Source organism: Mangrovibacterium diazotrophicum (genome assembly GCF_003610535.1).
Classification (GTDB): domain Bacteria; phylum Bacteroidota; class Bacteroidia; order Bacteroidales; family Prolixibacteraceae; genus Mangrovibacterium; species Mangrovibacterium diazotrophicum.
The window spans coordinates 141,165-164,651 of record NZ_RAPN01000001.1; the positions used below are offsets into that span (position 1 = coordinate 141,165).

General features: G+C 41.0%; 23 protein-coding genes. All 23 read right to left on the reverse strand.

Annotation, left to right across the window (positions count from 1 at the left end):
* Window positions 1–2: 2 nt before the first annotated feature.
* The 23 genes from BC643_RS00620 to BC643_RS00725 all read right to left on the reverse strand — a co-directional run bounded on the left by BC643_RS00620 (window position 3) and on the right by BC643_RS00725 (window position 23,450).
* On the reverse strand, window positions 3–563 hold the full coding sequence (locus BC643_RS00620) for a glycoside hydrolase family 108 protein (RefSeq protein WP_120271242.1): 561 nt from the start codon (window positions 561–563) through the stop codon (window positions 3–5).
* On the reverse strand, window positions 560–970 hold the full coding sequence (locus BC643_RS00625) for a hypothetical protein (protein ID WP_120271243.1): 411 nt from the start codon (window positions 968–970) through the stop codon (window positions 560–562). Before BC643_RS00625 ends, BC643_RS00620 begins: the two co-directional genes overlap by 4 nt.
* Entirely contained in the window at window positions 967–1,299 is a 333-nt protein-coding gene (locus tag BC643_RS00630) for a hypothetical protein (RefSeq protein ID WP_120271244.1), read from the reverse strand. The genes BC643_RS00625 and BC643_RS00630 overlap by 4 nt, the downstream gene beginning before the upstream one ends.
* A 1-nt stretch (window position 1,300) precedes the next feature.
* Window positions 1,301–1,933, reverse strand: a complete 633-nt coding sequence (locus BC643_RS00635; RefSeq protein WP_120271245.1) for a P-loop NTPase family protein — start codon at window positions 1,931–1,933, stop codon at window positions 1,301–1,303.
* A 14-nt stretch (window positions 1,934–1,947) separates the two neighbouring features.
* Window positions 1,948–2,814, reverse strand: a complete 867-nt coding sequence (locus BC643_RS00640; RefSeq protein ID WP_120271246.1) for a hypothetical protein — start codon at window positions 2,812–2,814, stop codon at window positions 1,948–1,950.
* A gap of 1 nt (window position 2,815) precedes the next feature.
* Window positions 2,816–5,143 carry an LPD1 domain-containing protein gene (locus tag BC643_RS00645; RefSeq protein ID WP_120271247.1) on the reverse strand — a complete coding sequence of 776 codons (2,328 nt, stop codon included), beginning with the start codon at window positions 5,141–5,143 and terminating at the stop codon, window positions 2,816–2,818.
* Window positions 5,140–9,087, reverse strand: coding sequence for a strawberry notch C-terminal domain-containing protein (locus BC643_RS00650; protein WP_120271248.1), 3,948 nt, complete (start codon window positions 9,085–9,087; stop codon window positions 5,140–5,142). The genes BC643_RS00645 and BC643_RS00650 overlap by 4 nt, the downstream gene beginning before the upstream one ends.
* A complete protein-coding gene (locus BC643_RS00655) occupies window positions 9,065–10,195 on the reverse strand; it encodes a class I SAM-dependent methyltransferase (protein WP_120271249.1) in 1,131 nt (376 codons plus the stop codon). The genes BC643_RS00650 and BC643_RS00655 overlap by 23 nt, the downstream gene beginning before the upstream one ends.
* Before the next feature lie 13 nt (window positions 10,196–10,208).
* Entirely contained in the window at window positions 10,209–10,709 is a 501-nt protein-coding gene (locus tag BC643_RS00660) for a hypothetical protein (protein WP_147377093.1), read from the reverse strand.
* A gap of 2 nt (window positions 10,710–10,711) precedes the next feature.
* Complete coding sequence (locus BC643_RS00665; protein WP_120271251.1) at window positions 10,712–13,213, reverse strand: hypothetical protein; 2,502 nt, start codon at window positions 13,211–13,213, stop codon at window positions 10,712–10,714.
* A gap of 19 nt (window positions 13,214–13,232) precedes the next feature.
* Window positions 13,233–13,838 (reverse strand): hypothetical protein, encoded by a 606-nt coding sequence (locus tag BC643_RS00670; protein ID WP_147377094.1) that lies wholly within the window; start codon window positions 13,836–13,838, stop codon window positions 13,233–13,235.
* A 17-nt stretch (window positions 13,839–13,855) separates the two neighbouring features.
* On the reverse strand, window positions 13,856–14,332 hold the full coding sequence (locus BC643_RS00675; RefSeq protein WP_120271253.1) for a hypothetical protein: 477 nt from the start codon (window positions 14,330–14,332) through the stop codon (window positions 13,856–13,858).
* A gap of 13 nt (window positions 14,333–14,345) precedes the next feature.
* Window positions 14,346–14,522, reverse strand: coding sequence for a hypothetical protein (locus BC643_RS23345; protein WP_170154413.1), 177 nt, complete (start codon window positions 14,520–14,522; stop codon window positions 14,346–14,348).
* Between the two features lie 11 nt (window positions 14,523–14,533).
* Entirely contained in the window at window positions 14,534–15,655 is a 1,122-nt protein-coding gene (locus BC643_RS00680; protein ID WP_120271254.1) for a hypothetical protein, read from the reverse strand.
* A 14-nt stretch (window positions 15,656–15,669) separates the two neighbouring features.
* Window positions 15,670–16,035: a hypothetical protein gene (locus BC643_RS00685; RefSeq protein WP_120271255.1), complete on the reverse strand. Its 366-nt coding sequence runs from the start codon at window positions 16,033–16,035 to the stop codon at window positions 15,670–15,672.
* Window positions 16,022–16,798: a hypothetical protein gene (locus BC643_RS00690; RefSeq protein ID WP_120271256.1), complete on the reverse strand. Its 777-nt coding sequence runs from the start codon at window positions 16,796–16,798 to the stop codon at window positions 16,022–16,024. The genes BC643_RS00685 and BC643_RS00690 overlap by 14 nt, the downstream gene beginning before the upstream one ends.
* 19 nt (window positions 16,799–16,817) lie before the next feature.
* Window positions 16,818–17,207 carry a hypothetical protein gene (locus BC643_RS00695; RefSeq protein WP_120271257.1) on the reverse strand — a complete coding sequence of 130 codons (390 nt, stop codon included), beginning with the start codon at window positions 17,205–17,207 and terminating at the stop codon, window positions 16,818–16,820.
* 78 nt (window positions 17,208–17,285) lie between these two features.
* Window positions 17,286–18,128, reverse strand: coding sequence for a hypothetical protein (locus BC643_RS00700; protein WP_120271258.1), 843 nt, complete (start codon window positions 18,126–18,128; stop codon window positions 17,286–17,288).
* A gap of 63 nt (window positions 18,129–18,191) precedes the next feature.
* Window positions 18,192–18,854 (reverse strand): hypothetical protein, encoded by a 663-nt coding sequence (locus tag BC643_RS00705; protein WP_147377095.1) that lies wholly within the window; start codon window positions 18,852–18,854, stop codon window positions 18,192–18,194.
* Window positions 18,855–18,888: 34 nt separating this feature from the next.
* Window positions 18,889–21,399, reverse strand: a complete 2,511-nt coding sequence (locus BC643_RS00710) for a hypothetical protein (protein ID WP_120271260.1) — start codon at window positions 21,397–21,399, stop codon at window positions 18,889–18,891.
* Between the two features lie 170 nt (window positions 21,400–21,569).
* Window positions 21,570–21,920 (reverse strand): J domain-containing protein, encoded by a 351-nt coding sequence (locus BC643_RS00715; protein WP_120271261.1) that lies wholly within the window; start codon window positions 21,918–21,920, stop codon window positions 21,570–21,572.
* Entirely contained in the window at window positions 21,917–22,150 is a 234-nt protein-coding gene (locus BC643_RS00720; RefSeq protein ID WP_120271262.1) for a DUF4248 domain-containing protein, read from the reverse strand. Before BC643_RS00720 ends, BC643_RS00715 begins: the two co-directional genes overlap by 4 nt.
* A 409-nt stretch (window positions 22,151–22,559) precedes the next feature.
* Window positions 22,560–23,450, reverse strand: coding sequence for an Rpn family recombination-promoting nuclease/putative transposase (locus BC643_RS00725; RefSeq protein ID WP_120271263.1), 891 nt, complete (start codon window positions 23,448–23,450; stop codon window positions 22,560–22,562).
* Window positions 23,451–23,487: the final 37 nt, after the last annotated feature.

The window sequence follows — 23,487 nt, forward strand, 5'->3', positions numbered from 1 at the left end:
TTCTATTCTTCAAACTCAATCTTCCCAATCCGTTTCAACCAACCTTCTAAAAATAAATGATTATTACCTTTTTTCGCAATGGAATGGTAATACCTTACTCTTGCTCTATGAATGGCAACAAATAAAGTTCTTGGGTCGCAATCATTAATTGCTAATAAAGTTTGGTCCCCGATAATTCCGTCCATTTTCAGGTCTGCACCAAAGAATTGATTTAATACTCGTTGAACACCTCTGGCTCCCCAATGGCCGCTATTAACACACCAATCAAAGATTATTTCTTGTATTGAGCCGTGTAAAATACCATCAATACTGAACTTCTCATAAAATGTATGGCAATAAAAATCCTTTACCATACAATTCAGTTCAGGAATATCAATGTGCAGGTTCCAGGGGATTTCACCGTATGTTTCCTTATAGGCATCAATGTATTCCCATCCTTTCCAATTGGGATGTAAATTCCGGGCAATACCCATGTAGGTTTCTCCTCCTTGGTCGCCCTCTACGTTGGCATAGTAGCCTTCATGCTTGATTACTCCATCGAATAATTCATCGAATGTTTTCATTTTTCACGTCTGTTTTTAAGTTTGACATCGTTTACTCCAGATATTGCACCACCGAAAAGAAAATCAATAATGGTGCTTAGTTTGGTGGATATTCCACCGTTAATGCTGCTTATGAAAGCAATTTGCCAATCGTCAAGCTGAATTGTATTGAAAACAAAGTAGTTCAGCATCACGAAAGTCAAACCACACCAAGCAATCAGGAAGAATATCGCAAAGGATTTTTGCAACCAACTATCCTGAGCGTACAGGCTTCTTGCTGAATTTCTATCGGTGACAGCCATTTTAAAGAGTTCCATTTTTCCCTGGAGCTTTTCTTCCTGTGTGGTGAAAATCTCATCAATTAGTTTTGTTCCTTCTTTTAATGTTTCTGCTGTTGCTGCTCCTGCAAGCTTTTTAAATAGTTTCATTTCTCTACAAATTTTAAAATGGTATCGAGCTTCTCATTAAGCTGTTTAATGGTTTGGTGGAATAGTTCCTTGCTTACATATATTTCCTTAGAGCTGTCCCTTAAATCTGATATTCGTTTGTGCAACACAACAAACTTGTTTTCGCATGAAGCAAGCTCCTTAGTCATGTGCTGAATATCCTTTTCAAGCAAATCAGTTTTGGCATCCACCGTTTCCTTAGTGGCATTTTTTGAGATAGCATTGCGGATAATGAAGGAAACGACACCAACGATAAGCGAACTGAAAGCACCGATAACAAGCCAATAAAATTTAATTGTCATTTCTTCCATGCTAAAAGATTTTAATGGTTTCGGTACTGCCCTCCGGAAAGCGGTTTTTCTCCATTGTTGCACTTTGATTTTCGATGTGCATAATGGCATCCACTATATGCTCCCACTTCGTTCCGCCTTTGGAGCTGCCATCTCTGTTTGCCTGATTGATGATTACAAATGAGGTGTTCGGAAACTGTTTCTTCAGCTCTTTAAATTCCTCGTGAGAAATATCCGTTGTTTGGGTACTGTCGATAAATACCACATCGTAATCCCTGAATAGCTTCGGATTGTAGTCCTCGATGATTCCAATTGGGCTATTAATACCAAGCCTTACAACTTTCTCTTGCATTGTTCCTTTTGCACCTTCTTCATTGGCTACATACAGGACTTTATAGCCATGCTGTTTTACCAATTCATCGGCAAACATCAGGGCTACGGTACTCTTGCCATGAAAGCGTGAGCCGTAAATCATTATATAGAATGGGATATACAGCTTGCCTAAAAGTTTACCGAACTTTCCCCTGATTGAGATGGTCTTAAAGTTCATCTTGGCAAGGTCGTTTGCCAAAACAACCTGGTCGGATGCAATGACTGCGGTTCTTGTGGTGCCGGGATTGAATGCCCTGTTTTGTGAGCCACTACTTTTGGGCATGGAAGTAGTGGCATTTACTTTCCCAATCCGGCAATGCCTTGTAAGCCTTTTAACTGAACATTGGTAACAAGTAGTTTGTCGCTCTCCAGATAATCATGTAAATGCTTTTGAACGTTTTTAACCTGTTCAAATTCCTTGTCAGATTTGTCAACCTTACCATTTTTTAATGAGTTGGTAACTGTGGTAAGTAAGCGTTGCGCTTTTGCCTTTGTGATATTGCCATACAGGTTGATAAACCTTTTAATCAATGCAACTGCCGGAGTAACACCATAGTCATCCACTATCTTTTTCAGCTTCGTGTATAACGAATCCGGAACTTCAAACTTGCAAGTACCATTCATATCCTTGTATGTCTTGATAAGGTCATTGCTGATACTTTTTATTTCAGAGGCATACTTGCTTGTTTTGCGTATGGTCTTTTCGGTAGCTGCCTTTTGAATCACCTTGTACAAAAGCGATACCTGACGTTCTGTAACCTTCTTATTGTGGAAGTTCAGATAACGCCTGATTACTTTTATCTCCAACGGCATCAAATCAACCTCGATGGGTTTTCGTTGTGCTTTTTTGGGTGCTGCCGTTTTCTTTGTGGCTGTCCGTTTTGGTGCTACTTTCTTGGTCACATTTTTTGTCGATTTTTGTGACGAGGTAGTTTTCTTCTTCGCTGGTGCTTTCTTAGGTGCAGGGCTTTTCTTTTCTGAATCCTTTAGGTAAGGTTCAACGATTTTGAAATGATTATCAAGCATCTCTTTTATGTCCTTATCCTCATTGTAGAAATCGGCAAATGAATCGAACTCTTTATGTGCTTCCTGTGCTGCTTCCGGCAACTTTTTGAAGTCAATATTTTTGGTGGCTTCCTTGTAGTTTTTAACTGTAAGTTTCATATCACGATATTTTTAATTGTTTTTGTTTAATGCGAATTGCTTTAGCCCTTATTTTGGCAAGTTTCAGTTTGCGCTCTTTGCCCACTATCACACCTTTGTTCACGCTGCCTTTCTCGGTCAGGTCGATGTATTCATCGGCTCTTTTATCGGTAAATGGCTCAAATGATTTAATGGATAAATGTTCCTTGATTGCATATATCAGGTTGTCAAAGCACTTGTTAATGTAAATGCGTTCCTGACCTTGCGGATATACAGGATGAGAGAACATTCCACCTGATACCAAATAGTTATTTACCCGGTCCTTTTCCTTTAGCTTGTCGTACACATAGCACTCGAAGCTTCGGGCAAACATCTCGGCAATATCTTTCCAATAAGCACCTTGAAGTTTGGAATAGTGATATAGGTAGCTGTCGGTTCTGCGCATCTTAGTCTCGTCAAAATCATTGTAGCTAACCGCTTTATCTTCCAAGGCATAATACCCAAAGCGAAGCATTAGGATAAGCGAAACGATACTTGTATGCACCACCGACTGCCTCTCCTGAAATGTCGGTACAACCTTCTTTAAAGAGGTTTTCAGAATATCCTTAAACCAATCTTTTGTTGGTGATGAATTACCACCAATGAAATACTTCTTACGATACCCTAAACTTTCAATGATGGTATTCAGATAGCTTTCTGAACGTAGCGGTTTGGTTGATAATTCCAAGCCATTCAGATAGTGGTCAAAGAAATGCCCCCACTCATGGGCTACCGAGCCGTCACCGTTTCGTTTGGTCAGGTTGATGAGCTGCCGTGTTGGGTAGTAAGTAGCCATTGCTTTGCCACCACGACCAAAAGCTCCAAATGCAATAGCAAGGGCTTCGTTTATGGATAGGTTGATGTCAAGCACCTCGCACAAATCAACGATGGCTGCAACAAAGTGGCGAATATGTTCTCTGGCTTCATCATCCTTCACGTAGTTTCCTAAAGTGAGCGATTTAAAATGAAGCTTCTTGATAACCGTGTTTTCATCCGCTTCTTCAATTAATAAACCGCCTGTGCGTTTGATATATGATAACGGTACGGCTTCTATTTTAGGCTTGCTACTGCTTTTTGAATTGCTGGATTTCTTTGTTTCTGCCCAGCTCCAATCCGGTTTAAATTCCTTGTATGGGAATCGTTCTTTTTGCTCGTTATATTCTCTTTGGGCATCATTAATAAACCGAGTACAAACTTGAGTAACATACCTTACATAGTCCTCCACAGTCCGAACGCTGCTCAACATGCCTCCCTGAAAAGTCAGGTCGTTTTGCTTGTGGCGTTTCATATCGGCAGGAGAAAGAATTTGCTTTGCAGAATCAATGCAATCCTGTTGGCGTTTTATCCGCTTGTCGGTGTATTCCTTCAACCTTTTTGCATGGGGTTCAGCCAGTTCTTTGGTGATACCTGAATACTGATGGGCTTTCATGTAAGTTTCCTTAACCGCTGATGTAGTCCGATAGCCTTTAATGGTAAAGACAATATTGCGAAGTGCCTTACCGAATATCATCCCAAAATCATGCTTGCCCACAATCTCACCATTATTGGCAATGGTATCGAGCTGCTGCAAATCTGTAATTGAAATGGCATCGTTTAAAACACTTACAAAAGCCTCCGCCATTCTCACATATTGCTCCCTGGCTTCTTTAGTGTTGGCATGTGGCTTTGCCGGGAATGCCTGACGAACCTTTACTTTCAAAAAGGCACAACCTGAATCCGTTCCATTTTCTTTTTCTGCCTGTGGGTCAACCTTTGGAAATACCTTATCCTTTTTAACCAGCTCGATGGCGGTAGCTTCATCTTGTTCGATGCTGTTTAAATCACTACTGCTGATAAGCTTGTTGTACATGGCTTGTTCTTTCCTGGAACCATGAACACGCTTCCCTGCATCTTTAAATTCCCGGTTCTTTTGCTTCTCTTGTAAAGCCTTTTCAACTTCCGTATCAATATCACCAAGGTTATCATTGGGTGTCGCTAAGTTGGCGCAGTAGTTTTCGTATAAAGACCAATCACCGTTGATAATGAAGAAACCATCTTTAGGATTAGGCTTATAACCTTGTTTTGTTTTGTAGCCATTCCGACCTTCAATGAATCCTTGTTTGGTTAAAATCCAAACGAAGTCACCCTTTCTCGGCTTATATCGTGTGGCAATAATATCGGTCGCTTTCTCAAAACCTTTATAGATGGGCAAAGCATTGACATTAACGCCCTCATTAAAACCATTGGCTAAGATGGAAGCCTTTGATTTTCCTTTGGTGCGAATATCCTTGTGAATGGCTTTGTACTTTTTATAAAACTCCTTTTCCGTCATAGTATGGTCTTGATTTTAGGATGAGTACCAAGCCCGGCAACTGCCCGAAGCTGTTTCTGCTTAATCAGGATAGCCTTTGCACGGAGCTTCACAAGCATTAATTGCTTACCTGTGTCAATGCTTACCTTTTTACCTTTAGGTGCGGATTGCTTTTGTTTGGCCAGTCGTTTGGGAAATTCCTTTTTGTCCTGTTCAAACATCTTCATCGCCTCATTGGTAAGGCTATCAGTTGAATTGCCTCGCTTTGTTCCCTTATCCAAAAACTCATCGTAATAATGGCGAGGAATTTTAACCGATAAACTGAATCGTTCACCAAGCAGATTAAGAAGTTTGGGCATCTTACTTTCTTCAACCGAAGCCCTCATATTGCCCGAAACCATTTCAAAACCATCCCGATTATTAACCAGGAGCTTTACCACTTCTTTATCGGTGTAAATGGGAATATGCGTTTTGGTTTTCGGCATGATAACCTTAAAAGTGCCATCATAATGCCTGGCTATTGTAATCCTGTTTTCGGTGGCAATGGTAGCACCATTACGAAGGCTCATAATGTGCTTTTGAAGTTTGGCGATTGGAGCTACAACATAGTTGTCTGCCTTATTATCGTTATTGTCGGGCGACCATGCCTCGCTCATTAAAATGCCTTTCTGAACACCTCTGCCTTTGGTGGTGAAGCTCACCAACTTGCCCGAAAAGTCCGCAGAGCCTTGTAATATGTTTCCTGTTACGATGTATCGGATTTGTCGGTCTGCCGTGAAGTCTTTAATGGCTTCATCCCAACGCTCAATCAAACTTTCCTTTTGCCCTGTTGTGAGCTGCATACTACGGCTCATTACACGCTCAATTTCTTTGGCGGTGTCTCCCGATGCAGGAAGAACGATGTATTTACGGCTGTCAGATATGGCAAAGCGAAGCTTCACCGATGAAGGAGCATAAGGATTCTTGCGTTTGGGATTAATGTCAAAACCAAGAAACACGCAATAGGAATTGGAACTGCTATCTGTTTCAAAACTTACTGCCGGATAGAAATAACCATGACCGACCTTGAAGAACTTGAAAAAGTTGTTCAGGTAGCGTTTACGGTTCTCGCTTTGTGTTTTGGTCTTGGTTATCTCGGCTTGTTTTCCGTCTTCAATTTCTTCGGTTCTTTCAGCGACATAATCTCTTTGGGCTGCTTTGTCATATACAGGAATTTTCTGATAGCCCTTCTCATCGGTAATACCATTAAAAAGGTCTTTGTATTTTTCTTCCAGCTCCTTTAAATCTGTTGTAAGCTTGTTTTGTACAAACTTCTCGTGAGCCGAAACTATTTCTTCAGAAATGCTATCTGGGTGTTTACCGCTTAGTTGTTTTTGAATCAGCTTTTCAAGTTCTTCTTTACCATAGGGCTTTTTAAGTACGTTACATTCACACTTTTCCAAATAGGTATCGTTACCAAATACCGAACGTCCACCTTTTCCGGCAATCACAACACGCTTTTCAAGAGACTCTGCTTTTAGGTTCAGGACTTCCACTTCAAGGTCGTACTCATCGGCTTGCTTGAGGTATTCGATGTAATCGTTGTATCGCTCAATAACCTCTTGGTAAAACTTCTCCTGTTCCTTTACTGATAAAACAGCCACACGCCCTGTTACTTTTGAAGCATCACCTTCTGATGGTGTTTCATCGCTTTCTTTACCCTCAAATTTGAGTGGGTTATCCAGGGCTTTGTTTAGCTCTTCATTTTCCAACATGTATTGGCGAACCACTTTATCACCGTACTTATTCAGAAAGTCATCGGATTCTAATTGTGATTTGCTACTTTTCTGGTTGGAGGTGGTATTGGCATCCAATGATTTCAGCTTCTTTTTGAGCATCATCATAAACCGCTTTTGTGCCGGGATGGATGAGATAATGTAATCGTAAATCGGTTTCATTATCTGCCCTGTGCGGTTGATACGTCCACGCTTTTGAATTTCGGTATTGATGTTCAGTTCAGGTTGGAGTATCACCATCACACGTTGCTTCACCTTTTCTGCTGGAACTTTATCGGTAACAATAGCATGTGCCGAAGCTCCTGTTGAACCACTTTGATTAATCAGCAAACAATCAATTTCATTGTCGTTGAATTGACGAAACAAATCGGCTGTGTTTTCCTTTTTTCGGCTCATCACCAAGGCGGTGGTGTTTTTCTTGTTCAGGTTCTTGTACTGAACACAAAGCTTTCGACCTGTAACTTCACCAACTGAATAGCCGGCTTCTTTTATTTTTTGGATTATCAAATCAAGCGGACTTATAGTAATACCTGTGGATGCCTGTTCTATTCTCCTGATAATATCGTAGTAAGCCAATTGTGCATCTTCCGATAAATCGGCAATATTGAATTGTTTGCCTTGTGATTCTCCGTCAATATCCTTTTCGGTGTATCGAAGAACCGAATCCAATCCTTTTTCCAATACGGTTGAGAAATCACCGTTTATCACATCATCGGGTTTTGCCATTCCTTCTAAAAAGCTTCCCATTGTGGAGGCAAAAGCAATGATAGGTTTCTTGCCTTTTTTCAACCTGTTAATAGCATGGTCGGCAACATGGGCAGCGTTCAGGCTAAAGAGCAATTGATTAATGACGTTAAAGACTTTTGAGAAATACGGAATATTATCAACCCCGGCTTTCTCTGTTCCTTTTCGGGTTTCTACCTCTTTACTTTCGGCTGCTGCAATCTTATCAAGCTGTTCAACCTGTTTGTTGATGTATTTCTCCTGGAACCCGATAATATCACGGATTATGGAAGTAACCTTGTCGGCAGTTTCAGCTTGTTCTTTGGCTTTTTCTTTCAGCTCGATGTAGTTCACTTCCACACCTTCAAAAGAGCGTTCGCGCCTAATCATTTGCCCCTCTGAAACCAATTGGGCTGCCAATACTTCCTGCAATGCTACACCACCTTTTGTGATTGCTTCTACCAAATCCTCTTTGCTCATATTAGCATCGCTCATTGAAGTCTTTTGAGCGTAAATTGGCATATTATCAGGTCGCTTTGCAAAAGTTGCAGATAAGAAACAAACACCTTTGGTTTGCCTTAATACATCTTGCATAAACTCACCTGTATTTGAGCTTCCCGAAGCATTGTGAGCTTCATCCATAATGATGATATTGCCAATACTTGCAGCATTTAAAAATTCCTGTTTGGCAGGCTTTTTCGGTTGATTGAACTGCGAATAAGTGGCACAAACAAAGTTGTAATTATTGGGTACTTTCTTACCCTTGATAATCCTTTCTTGTGTAGGCTTTTCTGGAGCTGTATAAATGACTTCACCGCTTTTATCTTTCACATTGGTTTTGCTCTCTTTAGTGTTCACGATAAACGGAACCAGGGCAGAACTTCCAATGTCCGACAAGTCTCGATACAGGTCAGTAAACAGGTTGGGCTTTTCGGATAAGAACACAGGTTGCAGCCCACTTTTAACACCGTAGCGGATTAAAGCTGCTGCGGTTCTTCCTTTACCAATTCCTGTTTGGTCGCCAACTATGATTCCCTGGCCACGCTTCTCGATATTGTAAATGGCTAGTGAAACCGCATCAATCTGTTCGCACGAAAGCGACTTGACAAGTTCATCATTGCTGTAATCGAGTTTCTCGGCAACATAGTCAAACAAAGGCATCCCTATACTTTTCTTTACTTTCCGGATTGCGATGTGCATTTCATGTCCCATAGAATCAGGAACAGTTGTATCCAGGATAAAACCTTTTTCGGCTGTTGGGATATATGCCATGCCCAGCCCTTTATGACCGAACATTCCTTGTAAATACTCATGTTCATTTTGAGCCAGCTTTTTGGTGCGGACAAAGCTTTTGTTGTTGGTGGTTTTAAAACCCAATTCAATAAGCCTTGCTGATATATGTTTTGGAGGAACGCTACCAAACTTTATGGTAATGCTGTTCTTACTAAATGTTATTGCTTGTTTCATACTGCTTCTGTTTTATGAGAATTGCTTTTGCTCTCAACCTGGCAATGTTCTGATTGATTTTCGTAAGAGTTTCTGGAGATGGTTGAAGTTGAACCCTGTCCCAAAGTTCTTCATGGGTATTTACAACGGTGCTGTGTAATTTATTTTTAAGCGGAGCTGCTCCATCGGGAACTGCTTTTGCTCCATCAATTAGAATCAATCGGGTATTGATTGAAGTTCCTTGTCTGGAATAAAGCTTTTTACCGTTAATCGGGATAATATCTTCAATGTTGTAAAAGTGATAGAGGTAATTCAGGAAAATGCGGTTAGTTCCTGCGGTAACCCGACCGTGTTCGTCCCAAGTGGTATGACCGCCAATGATAATAGCTGCCTTACCGTCATCTTTCATGCAACGCAAAGCGTTCAATGCCATCGCATGTTCCAATCGCTTGATTTTAAACTTTCCGAAAATTTCAGGTTGAGAAAGTGAACCGAAAGGTGGATTCGTAACTATGCCGTCAAAATTTCTGTCATAAGCTGCCGGAGGTTTTAAAGCATCCCAAGAGCTGACCTTTGCAAAAGGTTGTTCTTTCAGGTTGGCAAGTCTTACATCATCCAACTCGTTAACATGGGTATAATGATATGGTAAAGCAATGGTTAAAAGTCCGTTTCCTGCCGATGGCTCTAAATACCTTGGAAAGTATTTTTTGTCATCCGTAAGATGAGCATTGCCGACAATTTTACCCTTTGTACTTCCTTTTACAATGTTCTTAAAAGCTTTGTAGCCTGATAAACTACCTGATTTTAAGATATAACTCGATGCCAGGAACGAAATGGGTGCCGGAGTGGAATATTGCTGCATCAACACACTCATGCTTGTGCGCATGGAAAGATTGACCTGTGATTGATACAGGGCTACAATATCAAGGTACTTTTCGTAAGTGGTTAACGAACTGTCGTGTGCTATCTCTCTTGCGTTAAGGATTATTGCCAGTTCGGTAAATTCTTTCACCAAGTTCTTATTGGCGATACCGAAGCTTTTGGCAATGCTTTCAATAGTGGTTTTAGAGTGCTTACGTCCGCCTTTTAAATCCTCACGAATCCTTGATATGTAGCCCTTTTTATCCATGAACAAACCAGAACTACATGATTGTGTGAGCCAAATAGAAAAGACCTACGAATATCTCTGCTGCCATTGTCAGCTCCAAACACCAGATTCGTTTGTCGGCAAAGCCTGTTGCAATTAAAGCCGAAATAGCAATGATGATAGTATATTCGATATTACCGAAACTGAAATAATAGCTTAATCCAAGGAGCGCAAAACCTCCAATTGCAGATACATAGTGCGCAATACGGATAAACAGGTTTCGTTTAAAGTCGGAAAATACACCGACTAAAAAGATTCCGATACCACCACCGATAACCCACCAATCGGCAGATTCTTTAATGAAAATACCTGTTATGATGATGGCCAGTCCACAAACCCACATCACTATCTCAAATACAAGCTTGTAAGGTTTGCGTAAAAAGTAATTGCTATCGGAAATTGATTTGCGGATGCCATGAACCGCTATGATGGAAGTAAGATAAACTACCAAGGCTATAAATGCCGTGAAAAGGCTTGCTATTACTAATACTTTCATAATTATTGGAGTGTAATGGTTTTGTCTGTTTCGTCTTTGAAAGTGAGCTTCAGGTTGTTTCCTGCAACATCTACCGAAAGGCTATCCACATCGGCATCCACGAAGTTTTTCATGAAGTTGATTTGGAAGTTCAGTATCTCAGTCAGCTTTGCTTCCCAATCTTCACCTGAGAAAATGCCGGAATCAGCATACACCTGTAAGAACTTTTTCAGGAAGTCAGGAATGTTCTGTAAGTTGACATCCCAATCCGCCCCAACTGTGGCATTTTCTTCAATACCTGAAAGCTTATCTTCGTCTGCCTGTGGGTAACTGCGTTTAGCATTATTGGCTTCAATGGCTGCTGCCTGTTCTACCGATATGGTAACAGGTTTATTCTGAATATTGGTGTCCCAATCTGCTCCAACAGTTGCACCTTCTTCAATTCCTCCAAGCTTTGTTTCATCCGCTTCGGGATAAGTGCGTTTTGCTGTATTCGCTTCGATAGCCGTAGCTTGTTCCTCTGAAATAGTGGTAGGCTTATTGGCAATATTCGTATTCCAATCTGCCCCGGCTGTGGCGTTTTCTTCAATGCCCGAAAGTTTGTCCTGGTCAGCTTGTGGGTAGCTTCTTTTTTGGGCATTGGTTTCAATGGCTGCTGCCTGTTCTGCCGATATGGTAACAGGTTTATTCTGAATATTGGTTTCCCAGTCAGCTCCAACAGTAGCACCTTCTTCGATTCCTCCAAGCTTTGTTTCATCCGCTTCGGGGTATGAACGTTTTGCGGTGTTCGCTTCAATAGCCGTAGCCTGTTCCTCTGAAATAGTAGTAGGCTTATTCTGAATATTGGTATTCCAATCAGCCCCGGCAGTTGCGTTTTCTTCAATACCTGAAAGCTTATCTTCATCGGCTTGGGGATAGCTTCTTTTTTCGGTATTTGCTTCAATGGCTGCTGCCTGTTCTACCGATATGGTGACAGGTTTATTTTGAATATTGGTTTCCCAATCACCTCCAACTGTCGCACCTTCTTCGATTCCTCCAAGCTTGGTTTCATCAGCTTCGGGGTAAGAACGTTTTGCCGTGTTTGCTTCGATAGCGGTAGCCTGTTCCGCTGAAATTGTAGTTGGTTTGTTGGCAATATTTGTTTCCCAATCAGCTCCAATAGTTGCATTTTCCTCTATGCCTGAAAGCTTATCTTCATCGGCTTGCGGATAACTGCGTTTAGCATTATTGGCTTCAATGTCGGCTGCTTGTTGTGGGGAGATAGTTACAGGTTTGTTCTGCACATTCGTGTCCCAATCAGCTCCAACGGTGGCATTTTCTTCAATCCCTGCCAACTTGTTTTCATCGGTTTCGGGATAAGAACGTTTTTGTGTATTTGCCTCGATAGCTGCTGCCTGTTCTGCCGATATGGTAGTCGGCTTATTCTGAATATTGGTATTCCAATCAGCTCCGGCAGTTGCACCTTCCTCAATCCCTGCAAGCTTTTCTGCATCTGCTTGTGGGTAGCTGCTCTTTTTGTTATTGTTCTCAATTGCCGTTGCCTGTTCTGCACTAATGGTTGTTGGTTTGTTTTGCAGTTCTTCAAAATTTGAAGTCAGGTTCATATCGTTTTCCAACTGCGAAAGCTTTGTTGGAATGGCAATATTGATATTTCCATCAGGATCGGTTACAAAACCACCATGTACCTCAATACCACCATTGGGCATGTACACAGGACTTTTCTCTGAAATGAGCAAGTCTTCAACATTCCCGGCGATTATCAGACCACCGCTAATTTGCTGAACAATGGTTTTTGGTCTGTATTCCGGAGCGGATTTTGAACGTGCTATATTGATGAATGAACCAACCGAAGCCCTGTCAAGAATGGTGTCCTGAATATCCCTGTTCATCTTGAAGTAGGTATCAGAAAACACAATCTTATTGTAGCCCCTGTCAAATACACACGACTGATTGACCTTCGCCTCGAAACAGCAATCATCAATGTTGGTGGTACTGTTCAGGAAAGCTATTGCACCGCTTCCGGCATCGGTGTATTCAAAGCGTATGTCGGCAAAGTTGATAGCACTATTGTAAATCTCAATAGCCTTATCACTTTGGAAAATCACAGGCTTAACGTATGTTCCAACTACACCATCGACCTTATTGCTCAATGAGCAGATGTTGATTTGATAGGAGAAATCACGAAGGACCAGGAACGTTCCCAAATCGTTGATGTAAGTACCATCCTCGAACATGATGCTGATACTTGCACTTTTGTTTGTGTGATACTTCAATGCTTTGGGCAGGGAATCAAACAGCCTTTGAAGCTTTGAAAACGGAGTTCCCGATGGAATAATAATCGCTTTGCGTTCAACATCGTATTCAAAACCTGTTATCTGCTGGTCTTTACTCATGTCAAACACGCCTTGAAACACCTTGTATTGTTCGTGTTCCATACCCAAATAAGCGTACTGGCCATCCGAAGCCCATTCGCCTTTTTTCAATAACGGTGGGGTCGTTCCCCTAAACATTTTTATCGTTCCCATATCTAAAGTCTTTTAATTGCTAAATCATTGCGTAGGCTTGCTCAAACAATTGGTTGGAGACGTAATTACCACCTGTCTCAACCTTTGTCATTGAAAGCACCAATAAGCGTAGTGTGTTTTTTGTAGGCAGGAGCTTTGCGCTCTTGCTGACCTTTAAATCCTTGCAAACCGTCTGGATGTAATGGTCTGTATTGTTTTCAAATCGGGGAGCGTATTCTTCAACCAATAACGGCACGGTGTTTTTGCCCTTTTCAATATCATGCTTGAGGTCTTTAATCATGGCACGAACACCATAAACCGGAGCAATAAACATTTCAAAACGTCTGTCTTTGTTTTGCTCTTTGGGCAGTTTACCGTTCCACTTGATATTGGTAAAAATCAGGTTTCCCGGATTGTTGTTGCGGATGCCCCTGGGTGCATTTGAGAGGTAGGTATTGCCACCGTTCCAATTCTGAAAGTTTGAGGGCAGTTCGTTATTGTTGGTAGTTAGAACGTTTGAACCACGAGGAGGCAATAGCCCACGCTTGCGTTTGTTTCGTCTGCGAATCATTACAATTGTGGTTACTATTGCCCCTGTGGTTAACACCCCTCCCGAAATAAATAATATCTTTTTCTTCTTGTCCATAGCTTTATTGTTAGAGTTTAGAGAGGGATTCCCCAACTGTCGAACTTGGGTTTGATTTTGGAAATTTCACTTTCGCTGAGTTCCTGTCTGAACCAGCCAATCAGGTTGAAGTCCTGACCTAAAAACGCTGCCCTGGTTCCCCATAAATACTGTTTCATGCCAAAGGCTTTAATCACCAATAGCATATCATCTTTGCTCTGTATCTTATCAATAGTGGAGTAGATAACCTTTTCATCTGTACCAAAGTCGAGCATTGCACCGTACAGCGTATTAGCATATAAAGCAGCATCAGAAGCAGAAATAGTCAGGTTTTGCCTGTCTATAACCGTATCTTTTATTGATGGAGCAACCCTTGATGAAGTGCCATCAGGGTTCTTCTTAAATAATAGCTTTTTAACAGCGTAAATACCGATACCAACGCCCAAAATGGGCAATCCGTATTTAATGCCGTTTGCTATTAATGTTGCTTTATTTACTGGTGGTAACTGTTGCACGGTGCTGAGTTTTTTAGATGTATCGTAATGCGGTCTTTACAATCTTTGGGTTCTTGGCAACCTTGGTCAGAAGCTTAATCATGTCCTGTTGCTCAACTTTGTTGACTGCATTTTGCAAAAGGTTTCCTACTTGCTGAACTACTTCCGTACTGTCAGCTTCAATGGTGATTCCTACTTTAAACTTTCTCATAATCGTATGTTTTAATCGTTATCTAAATCTGCGTTATCAAACTCTGCATTCCCCGGTTCCGGCTCTGATATGCCATTCACGGCTTGATTCAGGAACAGGAGGGTTTTATTAATCAGCTCCGCTTTATCAAGGCATAAGCCAACGATGTTTGCAATCTTGGCTACATCTTGTAGTTCCCATGTCATAAGGGCATCAGATAGCTTTTTGATAATCTCAGCTTTCTTGCGGTCTTCGGGTGTATTAGCTGTACCTATGTCGGTAATCTCAACATTGGTTTCAGGGAGCTGCGTTGCTTCTTCCTCGGTATCATCAAGCATTCCCAAAGCACCTTTGAGTTCTTCGGCTGATAAGCCTAATAATTCTGCTGTTTTTGGACTGTTGGTAAGCAAGCGTGAACCGATACCCACCAATGCTCCCGTGGCAACTCGTTTCATCACTTCATTGGGAGCATACCCGGCAAGACGGCTTTCAAGGTCTGTCTTATCGGTTTTCAGTTCCCTGTTTTCACTTTGGTATCGGTCTTTTTCGGCTCGTAGTTCTGCATTTTCATTGCGTAAACGCTCATACTTTTCTTCCAAAGTATTGTAGCGTGTCTCGAACTTAAAATCATCCAATTGCTTTTGGTAGCTGATTCGCTCAACTTCTTTGTTGTTGCCCGATAAGGCATTGAATACACCAAACAGACCGTCAAGCTTAGATTTTACGGCAGGGTTATCTCCTGAAAATAATCCTAACAAGGAATCCAGTTCACCCAATCCATTGGTGTTGTTTTGGATTTGGCTCTGTTTCATTTCTTCCTGGATAATGGTTTGTATTTCGGCTCTTTCAATGGGTTCTTTGGGTGGGTTCAAAAGCTTACTGATATTTACTGTGTAGCTGTTCAGACTTCTGGCATTGGGGCTTTTGCCTCCAAACACATCAACCCTGAGTGAACCATGAGACTGCTTTGCTTTTTCAATGGCACTTTCAATGTCTCGGTTAAACTTATCCGTTCCGGAGGTTCTTGAAGTGAGTGCCGTTTCCTGTGCTGCGGTAACCAGGTATATTTCGTAAGCGTAAGGATACTTTTGTTCGTCCTCCGAACGCTTTATAAATTCGTATATGCTTTGTATTTGCTCTCTGTAATCCAACATAGTCGTACTTTTTATTAACTCCCACTTTGTGGGTTTCGGTGGGGAATAATCTTTACAAACTCCAATCGGTAAGGCTTAAAGTTTTCCGTTTGGGTTTTGATGTCTATGTAATCGGTGAATACCTGGTATCGGTACTCATCCATAAAGTCGTATTCTTCGGGTGTAGCGGTAAACACATTATCGCTGCTTATGAGTTCCATTTCATCAATGGAGCTTGGCAGACCTTTAGTGTTCAGAATCCACATGTCGTTTTTCAGGTCCAGCGAAATATCAGAATCAGTTACCATTATCACCGTTGGTTTTAATTGGTAGCTGTCTATGGTTCGCATCCCTGAAACACGGTCTTTTGCGATGGTATGTAATAACTCACTCGTGTTCATATTCAATGTAGATTCTAATGGTTAGCGTATTGTCTCCGCTGTTTTTATTGCTCTTAAAAACCGTATGGATATTGCTGTTCACTTCCAAAGGCTCATGGAATGGGATAACCTCTTTGCTTAAATGCTTTACCTTTCGGTTTGCAGTAAGCATGTAATCACGTAGTAGAAAACTGTTGCCATTTACCAATAGGCTGATATTGCCACATTCATAAGGTTCTGGCTGTTTGTAAGCTTTAACAGGACGGAGAAAAATTTCGGATTTATGCAGATAGGCAAAGGTCAATGTTTCCTGTGCTATCAAATCGGCAAATTCAAGGCTTGTAATGATTTGACCTTTTTCAAAAAGCCCGGCTTCGTTGTAGAGATAATCAGCAAACTGCGTATTGAAAAGCTCTGCAATGCTGTTGTTCAGGTTGCTTTGTTGGTCTGCATCGAGGCAAGTAAATTTGATGTTGTTGCTCAAAATATCAACGATTGCCGGAAGTATATCACTTTCAAAAAAGTCTTTGCTTTCTGCTTCGCTTGCCCTTGTGCGTAGGTAAGAATAGAACAGGTTGGTAATCCCATCGGTCAGTAACAAATCGGATATTAAAGCTTGGGGAAAAGCTAAATCCTGTGTTACATCTTCCAATTCCGATTCCTTTTTAACCAGGGCGTTTATTGCAATGCCTGTAATCAGTTTACAGGAAGCAGGGAGTAAGTCCTGTTCGTTGATGTGTTTGTTGCCAACTGAGGTTTTTGTAATTACAAAATATCGTTTCATTGTCGGGAGATTTTTAGCGTTATTTCTTTTTCTCTACCTCGGCAAGCAGATATACACGAACATTGTAGCTTTCATTAACAGCCAGGTTCTCGCTGTCGTCTTTGTAAATGACACGTACAGGGCTGTTCTTGGCTTTTTCATCCAAAGGAAAAGCTACGTCCTTAATGCTCATATCATCGTTATGGTGAAGCAATGCCACCTCGGTATCATCAGGGATTATCTCTGTATCATCAATCCAAACCCTAAGTGTGGCTCCGGGTAATGCCTGTTGGTTGGATAGGCGTAAGAAAATGCCTTTGATACGGTCATGCTCTGTTTTGGTATTGCCGTTAAACTCGTAGGTCTGACCTTTTTTGACCTCGAATTTCACGACCTGTAATTTGCGTATGTTGTTGTCTTGTACTTCCATTTTTGAAATGATTAAGAAGAAAAAAGGGGCGGTTAACAACCGCTGACCGCCCCTGAACGATTATGACATATCAAGCTCTTATGCTTTCTCTGTGATAGTTCCCAATAGCGTTACCTTAACGGCAGGGTGGTAAATCTTATCACCTGATACCGATTTCGGCATGTTCAGCTTTGGTGTAATATCCATTGATGGCTTTAACCACTTTGGATTGGCAAGCTTGTATTGGAATTTGCGTTTTGTGGTATCGGTATCGTCAAACACCGCACATGAGATTTCAGGTACAATAACCTTCGTGCCTAACGTCATCTCGAAAGTACCGTTCAAGATTGCAGGAGGTAAAGCAAACTGACCAAAAGCAAAATCTGCCGGGTCGTTGTCTTCTTCCGATGCTCCATGAGCGTACTCAAGAACAATATCAGTTAACAGGAAATACTTTCCTGAATCCAACTGCGCACGGTTCAGGTTGGTGCGACCAGCCTTTTTATCATCCGATGCCTCCATCAAATCAATATCGGACTTATCCTTAATCGACTTAACGGTGTAGATTGCCGTGTCAACGGTTTGCATACGTGCATCTTTCAATGCTTTCTGCACTTCCGGTGGCAATTGCTGTCTGCGAAGTTCAAACTGACCTTTTGAAGTCAGGTCTTTGGTAAGCCCTGTTTTTACAGCCGTACTTCTTGCTCCGGCATTGTATGACCTACGTACAGCACGTTTACGGCTGGTTCTTCTGCGACTTCTTCGCCCTCTGCGTCTTGTTCTACGGCGTGAACGACCTAAATCGCCAATGCCTTCGACCGCATCGTCCTGGTCTTCTTCTTTCTCTAAAGCATCTTCCTCTTTTTCAAGAATCGCTTCTTCTAAACCCTCTATTTCTTCCATCGAAGGGTACAAATCATTTTGCTCATTAATTTCTGCCATGATAATTTGTTTTGCGGCTTAATAGCCTTGTTATTAAATTGATTAAATGTTATTTAGTGAGAATCAGGATGCCATCATATCGCCCGAAAAGATGTCATAGTCCATGCTATCGGGGTCGAGGTTTTGGATTTTACCAACAGGCTCATCATAATCATCCGAACTGCCAATCGGCTCATCGCTCATTGCATAATCGCTGGCTGCGTTTCCAACAGGGTCATCACTCATCGAATAGTCCGATGCTGCACCTGATACCGAAGCCTGAATTTCACGCTCGATGTCAATGTCGGCTGCCGGGAGTGCTTGCGTAATTGGGTTTAAGGCACGTAGTCCGTCCATTTCGTCCACATCGCTGTAATCTTCATCACCGATAATGCCTTCTAATCCTTGTAAGATGGTTTTACCTGTGGCTTTCTTGATGATGGATTCAACACCTGCACCTGCTGCACCTACCAAGCCCAGCTTTACATACTCGTTTTTGGTAAACTGCGTACCCACCAAACCGCCCATAGTAACGGCTGCCGGAACGATATAGGTTTTCATTTCGTTGCCCAACAAACCGCTAACGGTCTGGCTCTTTTCCAACTTCTTTAAAGCGTACTTGCCAACTGCAAACCCTGCTACGGCAGCAATGGGCTTGCCTATGTTGTTGGTAGCTTTCATAAAGTCAATCTTTGTACCTCTTGAACTTCTCCTTGGGGTACTTGACGTTGATTTTTTAACTGCCATGTTTTCTAAATTTTAATTATTGATTCACAATTATTTATTGAAGCTTGATGCTTCCTAAATCTTCTTTATTGCTTGTTTTCTTGGGGGATGATTTCCGCTTTGCCGGAGTGCTGTCTTTCTTGCGGAACATGAGATAAGCTCCTGTTCCAATAAGAGCTGCAACACCTAAACCAATACCGACTTTTGCACCTTTGCTCAGTTTCTTTTTGCCTGATGCAGTAGGGTTTGTTGTAGTCGATTGTGGTGTGTAGTTCCCGGATTTCATTATGGGTTGGGGAGTGTAACTGCCGGACTGTGGCATGATACTATTGGATGGAGGTATCACGCTGTTTGTTGGTGGAGCATAAGCCTCGGTTGTAGGAGCTGCCTGATTGGTAAACTGAGATACTGCTTCGGTTGCAGGAGCTGCTTTTTTGAATTTACTCTTAACCTTGGTAAAAATGTTTTTGATAGGCTTTAACCAGCTTCCGATTTTTGCCAATACACCACTTGCTGCGGTTACTGAAGCTGCTGTTGCGACTGCACCCATATTTCCCAATTCTGCCAATTCGCCAACGGCTTCCAAGCCTTTCAAATCAGCAAGTAGTCCATCAATTCCTTTAAGTGAGAAGTCGGAACTCTTTTGTTTTGCACCTTTCAGGATGGCTTTTCTAAGGTTCTTTTCTCTCCCTTGTAAACCAGTAAACAGTTTCTTGACTTTGCGGTGAGTTTTTTTGAGTTTGGCTAGTTTTGTTGAGTCAATTTTGTATTTGCTGGCAAGGTTATCTGGCAAATATGCATATTGTAGCTTTTTAGCGATACCAAACATGTTTAAGCGAAGAGCTGCCAATAAACCATTTCGGATAGCAATTGATAAGGGATTAAAGCGGATAATGGCTTTAACTACTTTTTTAGCCACCTTTCCGACTTTCTTAGCAGCTTTTTTTACACCTTTTCCAATCTTTTTCCCAATTCTTTTCAATGATTTAAAGAAACCACCAAGACCTCTTTGACCTTCAAGCCCATCAATTTCTTCATCATAATCATCCAATTCTGATAAACCATCAATAGCATCCGAATCATATTTTATTAAGCCTTTAGCTGATAACTGATTTTCAATTTGAGCTAATTTCTCAAGAACTTTATCTCGCTGTGGAGTATTCCAAAACTTGATAGCCTGGTCCAACATGGAAATAAATTGGTCAGGGTTTTGGACGTGAGCCATTCTATCCTTGTTGTCCCGATTCTTTAAAAGATAATTCCGGGTACGGACTAAATAGTTGTAGGTAGCATCTTCGGCATCACCCAAGCCGTTTATGGCATCGTCAAAGTCAACACCTGAAACAATGGCAATAAGGTCTTCATGATTGGCTTGTGCCTGAACACCGCCAGCTAAGTCAATGCCTGATAAAACCGATATGGGTAATCCTAAAGCACTTGTGCCTGTTATGCCGTCAATACCTCTAAGCCCTGCTAATTGTAGCGGAGACATATCAAAATCAGACCGTTCAAAGCTGTATGGCTTTTGGTAATCGAACTTTGAAAGAACAGGGTCAATAACAATTTCATCTTCGGAATCACCAACGGCAGGAATAATCACATAGATATGCTGAAAGTTCTTTTTACCGTCATACTTGGTAATACGGAGCTTGAACGGAATACCCAAGCACTTTAAAAGAGAACCCACAAAAATGCTGTAATCATCACAGTCAATTCCTGCATCTGATTTACCTCTTTGTTTGAACTTGATTTGTCCGTCTAACCATGAGCGAGAAGGAGTACGGAGCTGTTCCGTTCCGTCATCGTCCTTATGGTACTGCAAGTAGTTGTACGAAAAGTTGAAGATGTTACGGCAAGATTCTTTGAGTGAATCACCTTGAAGCATATTGGCCAATTCCTCGACTTCCCGAAAGTGTGTACCGATAATATCAATACAACTTTCAACGGTTTCAATTACGTTGCCGTTTTTTATAAATGTGTCCTGTCCGTTTGCCTTTTTTATAAGGTGGTTGAAACGTTTACCGTTTTGGGTGTTTCGTGGGCCGGATACAATGCCCAATTCGCCCAATGCTAATCCGTTCATATTTTGTTCCTCTGATAATGATTGCGTGGTAGTGAGAGTTTCTCCATTAACGCTGATGGTCATGGTGAAAGTCATATCAGCTTTAAGCTGCTGTGTATTGGAAAGCACGGAAAGAGTAAGACCTTTACCCATAAGGTTCAGGTATGGAACTTGAAAAACAATTTCAGGCTCTTGTGTTTTGCCTGCACCAATGGTAAGTCCTTTAATATCTGGGGTAGAATAAGCGACTGCCGAACCTTTGTAGTTTGCAACAACCTGGTTAACGGCTAATGTGATGGGGGCTTTTGTGGGATTGTAGCAGCGAAGCTTTACGGCAAACTGAACTTCCTGTAAGTTCATCTTGTGGATGCGGAATCCTAAAAGAGCAAAATTCATTTTTGCCCCGGCAAGAAGCTTTTTGCCTTTTTTAATGAGGTAGAAACCACCACCAACGGCTGCAACTGCTGCTAATGTGCCTAATATTTTCTTTGTGCTTGCTTCCATAATGGAAACAAACATATAGTAGGCTTATGGTGGGGGTGTTGGGGTTTAATGGAGCTTGAGGGAGTTTGTAAGTGTTTGAAGATATTTGTCAAAAATTGAGCATAAAAAAAGTCGGTAGTGTGCCGACTAATTTGGTTATCCAAACAAAAGAATAATTTATTACTACCAAATTATAATTCATTCAAAATGTCAATTACTTGACTTAATAAAGTTTTCTTTAGGGTTGATTCTGAGGTTTGCATTTTCAGTCGTAGGTAATTTTGAGGTACTTGTTTTTTAATCAGGACTTTGGCAAGCTTACTCATCTCGTTTATCAATTCCTTTTCGATAGATGTTGTTTTCCGTATAGGAGTAACAACTTCTTGTTCTTGCTGCAAGTTTAATAGAAATTCCTTGTATTCAGTTTGCATCTCCTGAAAGTCAACGTCAGTTCCGCCTTTATCGGGGTGTAATTGTTTTGCTAATTTTCGGTAATGTAGTTTGGCTTGTTCAATATCGGTTATACCTAAGAAATACTTCATAGCTGTTCAAATTCTTCAAGTGTTATACAAAAATGTTCCAGGATTAAGAGGAGCTGTTGTTTGTTGTAGTAATGGCGTTTGGTTTGCCCTGTACTGGCTATCTGTTCTTTTAATTGGGGACACAATTCAATATCCCTTCGTAGTTGTTGCATAGCTGCATCAACTGAAACGCTATCAGGGTAAAGTTTCTTCACCAAATCCTGCTTTAATATGGTTCTGCGTACTATCATAGTGTTGGATTTGGGTTGAAAAATGAGCGATAACGCACCTGAATTATTGAGAAAAGCAGCCTTGTAGAGTATATTTCAATTGCTTTTGAGGGCTTTTGAGAACTTTTTAGCTTATACAGACTGCTTTTGAGGACTTTAAGACAAAATCTTAAAGACTTTTTTGAATATTGATTTTTTTGGAGGAGACTTTCTGCTATTAATTGAATAAACGGTCGCTTTGTAACCAACAAAAACCTCGAATCGAGACTTGCATTTAGAATGTAATGAAGATTTTTGGGCATAATCTATATAATTATACCCTTGACGGCTATGAATGTAAAGATAGCTTTTTTTAGTCTTGCTTTAAAAAAAAGCAATAAAAAACCCGATACCAAAACTGATACCGGGCTATATCGTAGATTAACTACTCTTAATGAGAGTTGTTTGTCCGAATTTTTTGAATATCCTCAATAGCAATATCTGTTATTTCGGATATTTCTTTATCCGAATAACCTTTTGCAATCATTTTTACAACAACTTCTTTCTTACCTAGGTATTTCAGTTCGTTAGCTGCCTCTGCAAAAGCATCTTTAACTTGTGGTGAAATTGTTTCCATAATCTCATCAATTTTATCAGGTTCTAAACCAGAAACTTTATACAAATATAACGCTATTTTTTGGAAAATAGTTTCGTCAATTTCCTTTAACTGGCTGAACATTTCTCGTGCCAAATCAGGGTTGTTCTTGATAAAGCCAATCAGATTGTCACTCCGTTTCATAAACCATACGGCTACTTTTACACTTGGTCGCTTAAAGTGGCGGATTATAGCATGGTCTTCAATATCCTTTGTGTCGAATAAGGCATAATCAAATAATGGTACAAAGCGTTTTAGTTCCTCCGGAACCTGAACAAAACCCGAATCCGTCCATTTCGGTTTTCCATGATAGAATACCATTGTAATTACAGGAGTAAGTGGCTGTTTGTTAGCTGCTTGATTTTCCCAAACATTCAGAATATAGCGAAGTAACTGTAAGTGTATGTTTTTATCGGGATAACTTTTGTGTTCGTACAGAAGCGATACTTTAATATTGGTATTCCCATAAAACATATTGCATGACACATCTTTAAAGTAGGGGGCAAGTTCCTGGTCAACGTATTCGGTTGGGTCATAAACAAGTGTTTCGGGTTTCAAACCTTGGAGCACTTCTTTGGGCAATGTGCCTAATAGCAAATCTTCAAGATTCTCTTTTACAGAGAAAAGGCTTTTAAAGAAATTGTCGTGAATATTATTGTTTTTCTGTACGTTACTGTTCTTTTTCATCGCATTAAAAGTGTTTATAATGTATATTTATCTTATT